Genomic DNA, 15,334 nt, shown 5'->3' with positions numbered 1-15,334 from the left:
TCGTACGTAGGCCCACCAAACCGGATGGTGTCCGATTTGACATCTATCGCCATCGCGCGTGGGCGGACCAGACTTGCCGCGCGCGTCCGCCTGATCGGGATGGATGTTGCACGACAGCCAACAAACCGACGGAGGCCTCAAATGATGCCAAAGGCAATCAACATCTCGGATACGATCAAAGTCAAATCGATCGACACCGGTGGTCAAAGTGCCGGAAATGGCGGCGACGGTACTTTCAAGGGAGCCATCATCAGCAAGCCGACTGTCAACTACGATCCGACCAACAAGGCGGAAGGTGCCGACGTGCACGTGAACACCGGCGATCACGTCAAACAGACGGCGGATTGGGATGCCGGCGGCGCAAACGCCAAGGCCTCGTATTTTTCGAAGGCCCATGGCGGAGACGCCGAGTCGAATGGAAGCCAAAAATCCTACAGCGGCTACGATACCTCCAAGGTCTACGCCAATACGGATGCCACCCAGATCAACAAGGTCATGGTGGACCAGCACCAGGAAGTTGTGGCCGGCATCGGCGGCGATGGCGGAGACGGCAACTTCGCATGGGGTGGCGGAGTGACCTTCCATCTCGATACGCTCTAACCAGCCGCTCGTCCGACTGGCAGGACCGGCGGCCGCGGCCGCCGGTCCTGGATTTCACGCCAATGATCTACCGATGCCGTTGCCGGATTGCGTTGGCCATCGGTCAAGCGCGCCGGACCTCGATTTCAGGCGGTGACGATCATGCTGATGCCGCCCATTCGGTTGCCTATCCTGCCGCAGATCGGGACGCCACTGCACGCGGCACTCCGGTCCTGCGCGGGACCGCTCGGTCTCGTATTCGCGTATAGCTGCAGCTACAACCTGCTCCTGTTTGCGCCCTCCATCTATCTTCTTCAGATCTACGACCGGGTGTTGTCGAGCCGGAGTGGCGACACCTTGCTCCTGCTCACGCTCATTGTCGCGATCACTGTGGTCGTCGGCGGCGTGTTCGATGCATTGCGGCGCGCCGTCCTGGGACGCCTTGGCGCCTGGCTCGACGATCGCCTTCGTCCTTGCGTGCTTTCGGCCGGCCTCGAATCGGCGCTTCGCAGCGATTGGACGCAAGCGTCGGGCGCGTATCGGGATCTCACGGTGCTGCGCCAGTTCGTCGAGTCCGGCGCATGTCCGATGCTGTTCGACGCGCTCTGGGCGCCCCTGTTCCTCCTTGTCCTCTTTCTGATCCATCCCCTGCTCGGCGTGGTGGGCGCCTGTTGCGTCGCCTTCCTGTTCGCGCTCACGGTTGCCGGAGAGCTGGTCACCGAAGACGTTCTGCTCAGATCCGGCGCCGCGCTGTCCAGAAGCTGCGGCCGCCTCCAGACTGCAGCGAGCAACATCCACATGATCCGCGCCATGGGAATGTTCGATAGCGCTGCGCGCATGATCCACCGTGACGCGCAGCACGCCCGCAGAGAGCACGATGTGGCACTCCGGCGAGGCGAGATCGTCTCGCTGGCCACCAAGCCGGTTCGCGCGCTGTCGCAGGTCTTGATCATGGGGGCTGCCGCATGGCTTGTCCTCGATCACGGGAAGAGTCCGGCCATCATCTTTGCTGCCACGCTGATGTTCAGCCGGGCGCTCGCGCCGGTCGAAAGTGCGGTCGCAGGCTGGAAATCACTCGTGACGGCCGTGAGCGCCTGTCAGCGGCTCGGCGCACTTCTCGCCGCATTCCCCGCCGCCCGGCAGCAGAGCGCGGAGGTTTCTCCGCTGCAGGCGCCAAGCGGCCTCGTCGTCGACAATGTCGGCGTGAGGCTTGCGGGGACCAGCCATCTTCTGCTGAACGGTGTCTCGTTCAGCCTCATGCCCGGAGAATGCCTTGGCATCATCGGTCCGTCCGGATCAGGCAAGTCCTTGCTCGGCCAGGTGATCGCCGGGCTGTCGATGCCAACGCATGGCCGTATCCTCCTCGACAATACCGACGTCTCGCTGCTTCGCGAGGGCCGAAGCGGCGACCGCCTCGGATATCTCCCCCAGGACATCAACCTGCTCGGCGACACGATCAACGACATCATCGCACGCCTTGAAGATGCCGACCGGCGGAAGGTCATCGAAGCGGCCAAGCTCGTCGGTATCCATGGGGCGATCATGGGCCTGCCGCTGGGGTACGACACGGTGGTTCAGAGCGAAGCAACCTTCTCGCGCGGGTATCGGCAGCGCCTCGGTCTCGCCCGCGCCTTTTTCGGCAGTCCACGCCTCGTCGTTCTCGACGAACCCAACGCCAGCCTCGACTATGGGGGCGAGCGAATGCTCCTGGATGCCATCGAGCGCATGAAGCTCGCAGGCGTCATCCTTGTCGTCGTCACCCACAGGATGGGTCTCCTCGCCGCCACGGACAAGATTGCCATCATGGAGGGCGGTGCGGTCGCCGCGTTCGGCGACAGCGAGGACATCTTTGAACGGCACCTGAGCCGACCCCAGGTTACTTCGCAGATAGCGCCATGATCTGGAACTCTCTCACCGTCTGGAAGCTTCCCGCCGTCTCGAGACTTCCCATGGTCTGGGACCAGCTCATGCGAGCGCCGGCGAGCCCGCTGCCCGCCCGGCGATCTGGCGTCGTGGTGACCGCAATCGACGATTTCGAGCCTCTGGAATTTCCATGGTGCTCGACGCCCACGCCGACCTCTCCGCGTGGAAGGCTTCGCGGTATCACCGTCGCGGGCAATCTGCTGGTGCTCTGCTTCATGCTGGGGCTTGGGACATGGGCGAGCCTCGCGCCGCTCGAGAGCGCCGCGATCGCGTCCGGCGTCGTGGAATCGGAATCGAGCCGCAAGACGATCCAGCATCTGGAAGGCGGTATCATCAGGAAGATCCTGGTTTCGGATGGCGATATCGTGCGCAGCGGCCAAACGCTGATCGAGCTGGACGACACCCGGGCCGGCTCGGAGATGCAAAGCCTCCAAGGCCAATTCTGGGATGCCGCTGCTCGTGCCGCACGGCTTCAAGCCGAGCAGCAGAGATTCGAGAGGATCGCAATCCCGGACGCGCTGGAACAGGACAGCAGGCAGAGCGAGGTGGCGGCCGCCGCGGTGTCGGCGCAGCAATTCATTTTTCAGGCACGCCTCCAGGTTCACGAGTCGCAGCTTGCGGTCATTCGCGAACGAAGGCGTCAAGTCGAGAAGGAGATCGAAGGTCTCAAGGCTCAGGAAACCGCCACCGGGCAACGGGTCGACATCGTTCGGGAGGAACTGGATATGGTCGCGACCCTCGTCAACAAGGGACTCGAACGGCGGCCACGGCTGCTGAACCTGCAGCGGGAGCTGGCCGACGTTGAGGGCCGCCGCGGCGAGATCGCCGCGCAGATTGCCCGCGCCGGGCAGGTCATCAGCGAACAGCAGGCCACCTTGTTCAAGCTCGAGAGCGAGAGGCAGAACGAGATCGCACAGTCGCTTCGTGAAGCACAGAACCAGATATTCCAACTCCGCGAGCGGTTGCTTGCGGCCAGAGATCAGCTATCGCGAACGGAGATCAAGGCGCCCGAGGACGGCGTGATAACCGATCTGCGGGTTCATACGGCCGGCGGCGTCATCGGAGCGGGCGCTCCGCTCATGGACCTGGTGCCCCGGCAAGACCGTCTCATCGTGACCGCGCGCCTGAGGCCCGAGGACATCGATGTGGTTCATCCCGGCCTCAATGCCGAGGTTCAACTCGTACCGTACAATCAGCGTCGCGTGCCTCGCCTGAAGGGAACCGTCGTGCACGTATCCGCAGACCGGCTGCTCGACAAGCGTACCGACCAGCCATACTACGCGACCAGGATCCGGATCGACGACGGACAGATCGTCGCGAACGACATCCAGATCGTCCCCGGCATGCCGGTTCAGGTGTTCATCACGACGGGGCGCGGCACCGTGGCTCTCTACGCGCTCAGGCCCCTGCTCGACAGCTTCCGTGGTGCATTCAGAGAGGACTGAAGCGCGATGAGATTGGGGTGAATCGTCATCGCGCCTTCCGGGTCCGGATCATGCATTAGGTCTCCGGCATGAGAGCCACGCCGGGGACGTGATCGCGACTCGGCGCGGGCAACCGGCCGCGCCAGCGGAGCACGGCCTCCGTGCGATTGTGCGCGGCACATTTCCTCATGATATGCTGAATGTGCATTTTGACCGTGCTTTCCGACAGGCCCAATTTGGCGGCGATCAGCTTGTTGGGCAGGCCGAGCTCCAGTTCCGCCAGAACCTGTTGCTCACGAGGCGTGAGATCGGTCACGCTCCTGTCGATAGCCACTCTGGCTCCCTCGTTCATCAGATATGCGGGCGCGAGCCCGCGCGCATCCGGCGGCTCGAAATCCGGTATCTTGTTCATCCCGGCCACAGGCAACGGCCTGTAGGCGCCGCCGACGAGAACAAGGCGCAGGCCGGCTATGGCGATCTCGATCGGTAGCGAGGTGGAAATAAAGCCGCGCACGCCCCGCTGCATCGCGGCCTGCACGGTCGGCTCGTCCTCGTGGTTTGACAGGACCACAGTGGCGGCGTTGGGACAACACTCCGCAACGAAGGCGAGATCATCCTCAACCGAGGGATCGCCGATGGGCTTGTCCGCGATACTCAGCATCACCAGACGAACATCGCGGGCTGACGTGCAGTCCAGGCCTTGGACCGATGCCATGTCAAGGATCTCAAGTTCGTCCAGCTCCCGCCTGAGGACGTGCAGAATGCATGTACGAGGCAACAGGAGCGGCTCGATGATCACCAGAACCGGCAAGTGAAGCGATTCATTGAGCCGTTTTGAAGCGTTGGTTATGTCGTGCATGATGTCCTCGAGATGAAAAGAACCTCCGCGATATTCCCATTCCGTATTGCGTCTCCCCTGCTCCTGCATTCAACCTGAATGCAGCATCACGAGAGCGGCGCAGTGCCGCCGCTAGTGCCAAATCCACTGCGGGGTCACCTGGCGCCTGGGTGGAAATTCTTTCCGCTCAAATCATTTCGACGCGCACCACGCCGTGGCGCAGTCGACGCATTCCCTCAATTGCAGATGTTTCGATACGCGGTTGACGCCGCCGACCCTGATTTGCCGTCGACGACATATGCTTCATCCTCCTTCACGAGATACAGGAACGGCCTCTCGCCAGTCTCGCCGCCTGACGCGCTTCTTCCTTTCACGCGGCCGCAAATCGTATCCACGGGGCGTCCAAACATGTTCTTTCGCATTGCGCGCTTCACGTAGCTGAGTTCGACCGTTTCCGGCCCCCTCATCTGCGTCGCGATCGCAACCTTCGCCTTGTCCAGAGCAGGGTCCGGCATTTCCGCGGGCCGTTCGGATGCCGGGACGCTGATGCTCGTCCGCGGGGACGCCGCTTTGGCAAGGTCGGTCGATCCGCGTTTCTTCGGAGATTTCGGAGATGATGTCTTGCCGGGCCTTGCCGGCGTTGCGGAACTCGATCTGACAGCCGCAGGCTCTTGCGCCAACGCCGTCGGCATTGGCTGCGCGGGTTGGGCGACAGCGAAACAGGGTCGTGACGCGCATCCGAGGAAGTACCCTCGGGAAGGCGCAAACCAGCCAAAGCCGATCAGGACTCCCGCCAGCACTCCGACAAAAAGCAGTCCCATCCGATTCCCCTCCTCCGGGAGCTCGGCTCGCACTCGTAACTAGGACTAATTCCGCGCTGGTGATCTATCTGTTGCGCAAAAGCATTAAGCGCCCATTAAGCGCGCGCCGTTGTCCGGCCCATGCCTGGATGGGCGGATTAGATCGGGCTCCAGACCCGTGCCGAAATGACCGCGCCGATTGCCACAATGTAGTCGTTTTTCTGAATTCGGCGGAGATCGCCACGCGAGGAGGACGTTCCCCCGCTTCGGACACGCGATCTGCAGGACGACGGCGACTTCGGCGGTCGGCCGACGACTTATCCGCCAAATCGCTTGATCAGCTTTGAGCCCTTGGCTGCATCGATCTGCTGGCCAGTCAAGTCGGAGCCGGCGCTCAATCCTTTCGTCATGAGGTTCTTGACGCGTTGCGCCGCCTGCTTCTCATTGGAATAGTCGATCTCGACATGATCGAGGCTCATCAGATGGCCAAGCTCGTGAGCCCAGGCGCGTCCATTGGCGTGGTCATTGCCATACCACTGGACGAAGCTTGCCGGCTCGGGTTCGCTATTGGGGTATGAACTTCCGCCGGCGGATAGATTTTCAATCGAATTGACGATGTAGATGTGGATGGCATTGTCCGGATCGTGCCGAGAGGCAAGAACACCCAGCAATCGCTGATCATTGCTGCGCGCGCTCTTTGCCATGTCGAGCGGCTTCTCCATCAAGCAATCGCTGATCACGAACGCGATCTTGGCCTTTGACCAGATCGTATTGACCACGTCGAGCGCCTTCTTGGCCGTGTCGCTGCTCCATTGCCCGGGCTCAACGACCCCCCTGTCGGCAAATGGCGTGATGTAAATCCTCAACGGAATGGGCATCAGCTTCTCCGAAGTCCGAAATTCCAATCGTGAGCGGTTTGTTTGACCCTTGTTAGCCACAACGGCGACTATGACTGAACGTGAATCGGGTCAGACGAGCATGTGCCCCTGGTGCGTGGGTCGGCCAATCCAGCTGGAAAATGTGTCGCGAAGACCCGGAAGTCTCCGCAAGGAAAGACTGGGGCCGGGCTTACGTTCAGAATGGCCGATGCAGACTCGAACGGCATGCTTGAACACGGCGCTACACGATATCGGCTGAAATCTTCAAGGCAGGAAGAACATGAATGGCATTCCGCCGCCTTCCGGCTTGTTGCTTGCGCTGGCCTCGGGTCTTGCGGGTCTTGCAGGAGCAGCCTCCCTCTCCCTTCGTTCAAGTCTTGCGGACGGGGCCTGACGGACCTTGCGCTTCTCGCATTCATCGTCGCCATTCAGAAAGTAACCCGCAGCGCAGGCAATCTTGACACAACGATCGCCGTCGCGCTTTAGGCCGGATCCGCAAATCAAAGGACAAACCCGCGCCGCCTTGAGCTTGATCGCATCGAGCGCATCGGCGCTCGCGGTCTTGGTATCGAACTTGGTGCCGGCGCTTTGATTGAACAGCTCAAGCGAGCGCCGCGACGCCGCATCCCACTCCCCACTGGCCGATCCCGTGAGGCAGCCGACCCGGCGCAATTCGCTTTGCACCGATTTTGCCAGCTCAGCTGGCGAAGGTGGCGGCACGGGAGCCTGTGGATTGGGGAGCGCTGCCACTTTTGTGTCCGTGTTTGCCTTCGCCTCTTGCGGCTGCCCTGTTGCTGATGGTGCGGCGTTCTTCGCGGCAGGTGCCGTTTCAGCCGCGACACGCCTTTGTTCGGCTTGAGCAGCCTGATGCTGCGCGGTTTCCTTGGCGGCCTCGGCGGCGGCCCGAGCTTCCTGCGCTGCCTTCAGATCCGACGCCGCCTTGGCAAGTTGCATCTGTTGTGCGCCCTCGTTGACGAGCCGCGCCTGCTCCTGCTCGGCCTGACGCGCCTTTTCGGCCGCAGCAACACGCTTCTCCTCCGCATCGATTTTGGCGAGCTGAAGCTTTGCGAGACTTGCGTAGTAACCATCCGGATACTGGACGATGAAGAAGTTCAGTGCATCCTTGTTGCCAACCTGCAGCGCGAGCTCGTAGTCGCGCCGTATTTCGGATCGCAGCGTTGGCGATGGAGCAGCTTCCTTCGCGGCCTCCTTGGCTGGTTCTCCGGCTGGTTCCCTGGTTGGCCCCTTGGCTGTTTCCTTGGCGGGCACCAGCGGCACGTCGTCGCCGCCAAGCGTGCCGTAAACATAGGGCTCCTGCCGATTGCCCGTTGCTTTCATGACGTCATCGCGAACGAAACCGAACACCCTGCGCAAATCCAGACCCGGAGTCCCGATATATTTGACCAATGCGGCAGCGTAGGGACTGTTCTTGCTGTTGCCGTCCGACGCTGTCGAGCCAGCCTTGGCGGCGAAGGCAACCAGAGTATTCGCCGTCGCCGGCTCAATTCGGGCAAGGCCCCGGCTGATGGACCGCGAGCCGACGGTCCGTTTCATCTTTTCGGAGAAAGGATTGTTGCGGCAAGCGTCGAGGATCACAAGTCGCAGCTGCCTTGCAGGTTCAATGGCCAGCATGACGCGATCGAGCGAAAACGCCTCATCGTACACATCCGTATCGCGCTCAAGGGTGGCGTCGACCGGGATCAGGTAGTTCGTACCTTCGATCTCCATACCATGACCGGCGTAGTAGATGACGGCCACATCTGCGTCGCGAGCCTGATCGGCAAAATCGCGCAGCGTGCGCCGCATCTCGATCGCCTGAAGATCCTGGCGGGTTTGCACAACGTCAAAACCTGCGTTCTTTAGTGTCGCCTCGACAATCGCAGCGTCATTGACGGGATTCGAAAGTGGCGCCGCGTTTTTGTAGGCAGAATTGCCAATGACAAGTGCGACGCGATTCCCCGCCCATGCCGGCTGACAGAAGAAGAGCAGCAGCACAGGAAGAAGGAACAAGATTCGGCGCAAATTCACGAATCCGTGCAAACCCATGGCAGTACTACTGTTTAATTATGCGCTTTATCATTCGTGTCGCCACGACAGGTTCGGTTCAATGACAACTCGACGATCCGGAAGGTCCGCGGAATGTGGAACCGCATGGGACTGGCTGGTGTGGCCGCGCCCGGAGATGTGGCCAGCCAATTGACCTCTCCAGAGGCCTGGCGTCTAGTGAGGCAGATTTTGAGCGAGCGAGATCACTGCTGTGACTGACGCGAAGGTCGGCCAGGAGGGGACAGCCAGGAACCGGATCGCCGGCGGCGTCAATCCCTGGCTGGACTGGACCTCCAGGGTGGCCATCGTGATCGTCTATGGCGGGTCTGCTCTCATTGGCGCCGCCAGCATCCATCGCCTTCCGTTGGGCAGCGTGGACAACTTGCTCATGATCGCAGCCAGTATTGCCAACGTCCTGTTCCTCGGACTCGTTGCACTGACAACCATCAGCCGGCTGGTCCCGACAATGAAGTCGAAGGGCGTTGAGATGCGGGTCTCGGCCCTGCTGGGCGCATTTCCGACCGTCGCACTCGCTTTTCTTCCGAAGGCAGAGCTCGGCCCGATCTGGTCGGCTCTGTCGACGACGTTGATCCTGGTGGGGATCTCGCTTTCTATCGTGGTACTCCGCTGGTTGAACAAATCCTTCAGCATTCTACCGGAGGCGAGGCGCCTTGTGACGGAAGGGCCTTATCGAGTCGTCCGGCATCCCCTCTACCTATGTGAGGGGATTGCGTTGGTCGGTGTCACACTTCAGGTCCTTTCACCACTTGCCGTGCTCATCGCCATCGTGGTTGCGATGATTCAGTGCCGACGAATGATCAACGAAGAGCGGATTCTAAGACTGGCCTTCCCTGAATATGACGTCTATGCCGCGGCAACGCCTTTTCTGATCCCTGCAGGTCTGATCCCCGCGAGACTCGGGCGGCGAGCTCATCAGGCCGGACCGGAGCTCTCGACCAAGGCGATCGATCCGCACGCCTGACACCGCTCTTCACGTCTCCTCGATGTGCGGCTCAGCGGAACTCGAGTTCGAACCAAGCCGGAGGCCTTGTGCCGCGCTGCCACGAGCAGCCCCCAGAAAAATAACCGTTTTATATCAATATCTTATTTTGTGATCGCGCCCTCAGCAGAGCACTGGCGGGCGCCTATCATCCACATGAATCGGCGGACAGCGCCCGGCGCAATATCTTCCATGCCTTTTGAACGCGTCCGCATTTCGCAACAACACATAGGAATGGATCGGGCTCGAGTTTGGTACTGTATGCAGATAGGCAGCCGCCGGTAGCGTACGAATTCCAAAAGTCATTTCTTATGCGGCCATCTTCGCGACGTCACCATTCTACGGGCATAGGTTGGGTGTTCGCCATGAGAGTGTACAGGCACCTTCGAGTTTTGCTTCTTCTCGCCGCTTCGCTGTTCCTGGCCTGTCAGCCAGCCTGGGCGACAAAGCGCGTGGCTTTGGTGGTCGGCAATGCCAACTATCAAAACGCCCCTCTGCTCCCAAACCCGGCCAACGACGCTGCGGCCATCACCGCAACCTTGAAGGGGGCAGGTTTCGATGTGGTTGACTCAAGACTTAACCTCGCCGCGACCGATATGCGGCGGGCCTTGAGAGAATTCGCCGATCAGGCCCGCAATGCCGACATAGCCCTGGTGTACTACGCTGGCCACGGTATCGAGATCGACGGGACAAACTATCTGATCCCGACCGACGCCAGACTCGAACGTGACACGGACATCTATGACGAAGCATTCTCGCTCGACCGCGTCCTGCTGGCGATTGAGCCTGCGAGGCAACTACGCGTGGTGATCGTCGACGCGTGCCGCAACAATCCGTTTGCCGACTCGATGAAACGTACAGTTGCCTCGCGATCGATCAGCCGCGGACTGGCCAGGGTCGAGCCCACCGTCTCCAACACGCTGATCGCGTTTGCCGCGAAAGCGGGACTGACCGCACTCGATGGCAACAGCCAGAATAGTCCGTACGCGACGGCTCTCGTGAAGTACATCGCAAAGCCGGGGCTCGACTTGCGAAGGGCTTTCGGCTTCGTCCGCGACGATGTCTTGCAAGCCACGGGCAACCGACAGGAGCCCTATGTCTACGGCTCGCTCGGCGGCGAAGACGTTGCGCTTGTTCCGGCTACCAAGGCCGAGGAGCCGGTACAGGCGGCCAACCCCCAGTCGGAAATTCGACGTGATTACGAATTGGCCTTGCAGCTCCGCAACAAGCCTGCTCTGAACGCGTTCCTGACCCAACATCCGGACGGATACTACTCAAATCTGGCCAAGCTGCAGCTCAATCAGCTCGACGCCGAGGACGCACGTGTCGCGGCCACGGCGAAAGCGCAGGAGGCCGAGCAGCAGCGAGCTCGCCTGATGTCCCAGGGCGCCCAGCGTGCCGACCAGGAGAAGGCGGCCGCGGAGCTGAAGGCTGCGGAAGAGGCCCGGATTGCGGCCGAGAAGACGAAGCAAGCGGCGCAGGAGCAAGCCGCCGAGGCGGAACGGAAACGTATTGCGTCCGAATCTACAATCGTCGCTGCACTCTCCGGGAATAAGCCGGCTGTTGAGAGTACCGTCGCGGATAACCCAGCGGCCGCTACGCCCGCTGAGGACAGCAAGACGCCCAAGCTTGCCGCGCTGAGCGACGAGCCGCGCCAGACCGATATCGCAAAGGCCGATCTCTCCAAGTCCGTAGATATCGCCAAGTCTGTACAAGGCGAATTGAGCCGCGTCGGCTGCTTCACCGGCGCCGTCAATGGCCAATGGAATGCGGCCTCACAGCGCTCGTTGGCTCTCTTCAACCAGCACGCGGGAACCAAATTCGACGCCAAGCTCGCAAGTCTCGACGCGCTTGACGCAATCAAGCTCAAGCCGTCCCGGGTCTGTCCCCTGATCTGTGATCATGGCTACAAGGCCGACGGTGACCAGTGCAGCAGGATCACCTGTGCCGAGGGTTCGTTCCTCAACGACGACAATGAATGCGAGAAGCGACGCGGGAAGAAACCGGTCGCAAAGCGCAACACGGACGAGCGTCCGTCACGTGCGGATCGTTCGGCCCGCGAGAGGCCGGCGCCGGCAGCCGACGTTCCGCGGCGACAAGCAACTGCGAGGTCCGGCGGCGGCGGTGGTCAGGTCGTTTGCGATCAATCTCTGTGCCGTCAGGTCCGTAGTGGCTGCCACCTCGAATACCGTGGCGGCGGCGGCCCCGGGGGCAACGTGGGTAATGTCGAGTCCTGCAACTAGCAACGCGCAAGGCTGCCACGGCGTCATGGAAGGCCAGGAGGCCGCGCGGATCTTGGTGTCGAGAAGGTGTGACGGGCGGCAGAGCTTAACACTGGGTCATCCAGGTCCGTGCCTGGATTGGCCGAAGCGGAGCGACCTGCGTGGTTGCGTGTGAGCTTGAGCAAAAGGACGCCAACGCCTTTCCCGGGGTGACGCTCTTCACGAAGCGGCAGGCCCCCGGCATGAAGCCGACGGCGGTTTATCTTCCGCCAAAGCACCCAACAGCTGCCACCAAGTTCGATGTCGTGATCTGGCTTCACGGCTTCTATGTCAAAAACCATGAATTCCTCTTCCACAGCGATCCAGCGCGGCTGCGCGAACAGGTCCGGGATTCCGGCAAGGACGTAGTGCTTATCGCGCCGTTCCTGGGCTACGAATATGCCGTTGGCGACACCTTTGCCGGAAACTACAGCGTGTCTGACCTGGCAACCGCGAACTGGGGCGAACGCTATCTCGAGGAGATCCTTGGAGCTCTTGCCAGGTTCCTGGGTCTCTCCTCGACGTCCATTCCTCAGCTCCAGATCGGCAAGCTCATCATCGCATGCCACTCCGGCGGTGGTAACGGCATGCGCAACCTCGTCGGGAGCCTTGGAAAGTATCAGGGCAAGCTGACGGCCTGTTGGGGATTTGACTGCCTCTACGGTGCCAATGCGCGGCCCGATGATGCGACCTTCTGGTACCAATGGTTGTCCGGACAGAGCGGCCGGGCGCTCGAGATCGTGTATGGTCCATCAACTCTGCCGCAATCGGTGAAGCTGGACCTGATCGGGCGTGGGCTGGCGACGACCGATGGCAATCAAACTCAGCCTCAGCGCCCTGCCCTCAAGAACCTCAGCGTAAGCTTGGGTCATTACGATCTATTCCCGGCATTTGGCCAGATGGTCAGGGTCAACGATCTTGACCCGGCTTTCGTGGATCGCTTCATGATACCGCAGGTCGCGGACCAGCCGCGGCATAAGCCAGCGCCGCAGCGCGGGGAATTCCTCCAGCACGCAATTTCCAACGTTCGCAGCGCTTTTCCCTTTCCAAAGGACATTCATTACATGATCGCCCGGGGTGGCTTCTTCAGCCGACTGAGCAAGCTATAACCCAAGCTTCACAGGGCTCACTTGATGGAATAGGATTTGACGTCGAACGACCAATTGTTCGTCACCAGCTTTCCGCTGCTGTTGTCCGGCACGCGCAGCTCGCTGGTCCAGGCCGATAGATAGCTCAATGCGTCGGCCTGACCTTCCAGCTTGCGGGGCATGTCCGGCAAATCGAGCAACTGCACGCGTCGCTCGCTCAGGATGGCGATCATCACTGCGGACCCTGTTGGCGGTGCGACGACGTATTCAAAACCACGCTGTCGCGCCGCCGGGGCAGGAACAACAAATTCGACACCCGGCTTGACGAGATTGATGTCGCGTTCGTTCGACTGCGCCAATAGCTCGGGGGTCGGAAAGATCTGGGACATCCGCCCTTCCGCGTCGACGTCGACCAAAATGAGATATCCAGTCTTCCTGGCTGTAACGCCGAACGAGACCTTGCCGCCGACGTTGACGGTCTGGCTCGGCAGGATCTGAAGGGACACACTCGCGGTATTGGTCTGCCCGCGCACCGCTTGTACCGGCCAAAGCCAACGTGCGTACGTCGTGCCGACATGCAACGACGCCGTCGGCAATGGTGCTGCGGGCGCAGCTCCGCTACCCGCCAGTAGCAGCAGGAATGCGAGCCATGGTCGCGCCTGGCGGATCGGCCGAGATGACGGCATGGCCTGCTCCCCTAAGAGTCAGGGGGCACTGAAGAAGCCGATCGAGGCGATTCGCGCGTCTGCGGGCAAGTAACGCTCGAGACTCTTGATCACTTGCCCCGAGGCGCGACGCCGGTTGAACTGCATTAGGGCTGTCTCAAGATCTACCATGCGTTGCTGCGAGGTCACCGCAACGATCTGTTCCGCACCGAACGGCTCGCCGACCCTGAGCGGTAAGCGCAAACTCGCCGATCGGGCCAGCGCCGCATCAGAACCCACCGGATACAACAATTGGATGGTGCCATCGCCAGACACATTGAACAGCAGCACCGCCCTTGACGCCACATCAGACAGGTCAACTTCGACAGTCTGGCCAGCACGCTGTTGGCGATCGTCTGGCCAGATGCGCATGATCTGCGGCGACCGGGTCGCAATGCGTTTCAGTTCACGAATTGCCGCTGTCCGATCGACTACCGTCGGCAAGTTCGCAACGTCGATCCCGTAGGCGACCACGTCGCCCCACGCGATCACGTCGTGCGACACGGGATCCCAGATCAGGTCGGGATTGTCCGTCGGTTGAACCGCCTGCACGGGAACATCCTTTGGCTTCACGCTTGCAAAATAGCTTGTCTTGCCGTCGAGCGCCGCCAGCCGGATTGGTGCAGCGAGGCGGAGAGGCCCCGGCGCGTCGCCGGTCGGAAGTTCCTTGGTCGCCGCCGCGGCAAGGGTCGGAGTGGTTGGTGCCTTGGCCGTGACAGCCGGTGGCGCGGGCGCCTGTCCCTCGACGGCCCCCCCGGATCCGGCCGGACCAGAGGCAGCTCTCGCGGCCGGCCCCTGAATCAGCACGACACCGCGCGTCAATTCGAAGGCGACGTCGGTATCCGGCGTCTGAGGCGGCGATGATATGGTCACGATGTTCTGGCGCTGGTCCGAGAGCTGATAGACCACCTGTCGAACATTGCTGAAGAGCTCCTTGAGCGTCACCTTCCCATCGTGATTGATGTCTGCGCTCCCCTCCACCGCCCGCGCGACCGCATAGCTGAGAGCCCCGCGCAAGCCATCGATGCCAGGGATGCGGACTTCCGGCGCCTTGGTGTAGCGGTCCACCGCAGCCAGGAACGCCGTGTGGTCAAGATCGAGTTCTGACTTCGGATCGTTGCTGTCCGACACCGGCTTCAGTTCGTCGACCAGCAACGTGTAACGCGGGACCTGCCGGAAGCTCATCTCAGCGGCACGCGGATCGATATCGCGCACCATACCGCCACCGTGGCAGGTATCAGCCACGAAGATCACCCTCGCCCCGCGCAGCTCGAACTGCCGGATGAAATGGTTGAACTCACTGCCCAGAACACGTTCAACCGACCCGGTTGGCGTGGTTTCAAAGCCTGGCAGCAAGAACACGTTTTCCATTCCGTCCGGCTCCGAGCCCTTGACGCGCTCCGGCTCCTGGGTGCCATGACCGGCGATCGACAGAAAGATGAGGTCGTTGTTCTTGGTCCGCTCCACCAGTGCACTGATCTCGCGCAGGACGCTTGCCCTGTCGGCCTGGGCGTTCGTCAGTACGACGACGTCGCCAACCCCCATGTTTTTCAAGCTGGTCACGATGTCAGTGGCGTCAGCGACCGCGCCCTTCAATTTCCGCACGTGCTGATAGTCATCGATCCCGATCACGAGCGCGCGCACCGCCGCCCCGTCCGGATTGCTGATCGACAGTCCTCCTGCCGCATATGCGTGAGGGGTTATCAGCCCGATCAACGCAGCGAGCCCGATGGTGGCGCATAGCTGCCTGATCCCGCAATAAAATCCTCTGGGCATCCGCATCGTGATCCACC

Annotated in this window: 11 protein-coding genes; 6 read left to right on the top strand and 5 right to left on the bottom strand. The window is 61.4% G+C overall.

Translation table 11 applies throughout. The features are described 5' to 3' along the window. Positions 1-141: 141 nt before the first annotated feature. The 3 genes from AB7290_RS11640 to AB7290_RS11630 all read left to right on the top strand — a co-directional run bounded on the left by AB7290_RS11640 (position 142) and on the right by AB7290_RS11630 (position 3,947). Positions 142-600 carry a hypothetical protein gene (locus tag AB7290_RS11640; protein ID WP_028150787.1) on the top strand — a complete coding sequence of 153 codons (459 nt, stop codon included), beginning with the start codon at positions 142-144 and terminating at the stop codon, positions 598-600. Between the two features lie 141 nt (positions 601-741). Beyond that, positions 742-2,478 carry a type I secretion system permease/ATPase gene (locus AB7290_RS11635; protein WP_283017307.1) on the top strand — a complete coding sequence of 579 codons (1,737 nt, stop codon included), beginning with the start codon at positions 742-744 and terminating at the stop codon, positions 2,476-2,478. Further along, complete coding sequence (locus tag AB7290_RS11630) at positions 2,475-3,947, top strand: HlyD family type I secretion periplasmic adaptor subunit (RefSeq protein WP_063981831.1); 1,473 nt, start codon at positions 2,475-2,477, stop codon at positions 3,945-3,947. Before AB7290_RS11635 ends, AB7290_RS11630 begins: the two co-directional genes overlap by 4 nt. Positions 3,948-4,002: 55 nt before the next feature. Here AB7290_RS11630 and AB7290_RS11625 read toward each other — a convergent pair whose 3' ends face one another. From AB7290_RS11625 to AB7290_RS11615, 3 genes are all read right to left on the bottom strand, one after another. After that, positions 4,003-4,785, bottom strand: coding sequence for a helix-turn-helix transcriptional regulator (locus AB7290_RS11625; RefSeq protein ID WP_441253419.1), 783 nt, complete (start codon positions 4,783-4,785; stop codon positions 4,003-4,005). 1,096 nt (positions 4,786-5,881) lie between these two features. Further along, positions 5,882-6,442, bottom strand: coding sequence for a hypothetical protein (locus AB7290_RS11620; protein ID WP_063981830.1), 561 nt, complete (start codon positions 6,440-6,442; stop codon positions 5,882-5,884). Positions 6,443-6,706: 264 nt separating this feature from the next. Further along, positions 6,707-8,488 (bottom strand): caspase family protein, encoded by a 1,782-nt coding sequence (locus tag AB7290_RS11615; RefSeq protein WP_085402427.1) that lies wholly within the window; start codon positions 8,486-8,488, stop codon positions 6,707-6,709. A gap of 211 nt (positions 8,489-8,699) precedes the next feature. Between AB7290_RS11615 and AB7290_RS11610 the strand changes: the two genes are divergently transcribed. The 3 genes from AB7290_RS11610 (at position 8,700) to AB7290_RS11600 (ending at position 12,858) form a co-directional block, all read left to right on the top strand. Further along, positions 8,700-9,470 (top strand): methyltransferase family protein, encoded by a 771-nt coding sequence (locus AB7290_RS11610; RefSeq protein WP_441253418.1) that lies wholly within the window; start codon positions 8,700-8,702, stop codon positions 9,468-9,470. A 383-nt stretch (positions 9,471-9,853) separates the two neighbouring features. Further along, positions 9,854-11,731 (top strand): caspase family protein, encoded by a 1,878-nt coding sequence (locus AB7290_RS11605; RefSeq protein ID WP_231142830.1) that lies wholly within the window; start codon positions 9,854-9,856, stop codon positions 11,729-11,731. 140 nt (positions 11,732-11,871) lie between these two features. Further along, positions 11,872-12,858 carry a hypothetical protein gene (locus AB7290_RS11600; RefSeq protein ID WP_063981828.1) on the top strand — a complete coding sequence of 329 codons (987 nt, stop codon included), beginning with the start codon at positions 11,872-11,874 and terminating at the stop codon, positions 12,856-12,858. Between the two features lie 17 nt (positions 12,859-12,875). Here the strand turns inward: AB7290_RS11600 and AB7290_RS11595 are convergent, their stop codons facing one another. After that, on the bottom strand, positions 12,876-13,433 hold the full coding sequence (locus AB7290_RS11595) for a DUF4384 domain-containing protein (RefSeq protein WP_224580845.1): 558 nt from the start codon (positions 13,431-13,433) through the stop codon (positions 12,876-12,878). A gap of 108 nt (positions 13,434-13,541) precedes the next feature. Beyond that, positions 13,542-15,323, bottom strand: a complete 1,782-nt coding sequence (locus AB7290_RS11590) for a caspase family protein (RefSeq protein ID WP_063981826.1) — start codon at positions 15,321-15,323, stop codon at positions 13,542-13,544. Positions 15,324-15,334 lie beyond the last annotated feature (11 nt).

Source organism: Bradyrhizobium sp. 613_E4_N2_2, assembly GCF_052075995.1.
GTDB classification, from domain to species: domain Bacteria; phylum Pseudomonadota; class Alphaproteobacteria; order Rhizobiales; family Xanthobacteraceae; genus Bradyrhizobium; species Bradyrhizobium barranii.
The sequence above is the reverse complement of the archived record's forward strand: the minus strand, read 5'-3'. Positions and strand labels throughout refer to the sequence as shown.

Excerpts from the sequence above, each read along its gene's own strand:
- AB7290_RS11635 (WP_283017307.1), top strand. The coding sequence starts at position 742 with ATGCTGATGCCGCCCATTCGGTTGCCTATCCTGCCGCAGATCGGGACG.
- AB7290_RS11590 (WP_063981826.1), bottom strand. The coding sequence starts at position 15,323 with ATGCGGATGCCCAGAGGATTTTATTGCGGGATCAGGCAGCTATGCGCC.
- AB7290_RS11605 (WP_231142830.1), top strand. The coding sequence starts at position 9,854 with ATGAGAGTGTACAGGCACCTTCGAGTTTTGCTTCTTCTCGCCGCTTCG.
- AB7290_RS11630 (WP_063981831.1), top strand. The coding sequence starts at position 2,475 with ATGATCTGGAACTCTCTCACCGTCTGGAAGCTTCCCGCCGTCTCGAGA.
- AB7290_RS11615 (WP_085402427.1), bottom strand. The coding sequence starts at position 8,488 with ATGGGTTTGCACGGATTCGTGAATTTGCGCCGAATCTTGTTCCTTCTT.
- AB7290_RS11625 (WP_441253419.1), bottom strand. The coding sequence starts at position 4,785 with ATGCACGACATAACCAACGCTTCAAAACGGCTCAATGAATCGCTTCAC.
- AB7290_RS11620 (WP_063981830.1), bottom strand. The coding sequence starts at position 6,442 with ATGCCCATTCCGTTGAGGATTTACATCACGCCATTTGCCGACAGGGGG.
- AB7290_RS11640 (WP_028150787.1), top strand. The coding sequence starts at position 142 with ATGATGCCAAAGGCAATCAACATCTCGGATACGATCAAAGTCAAATCG.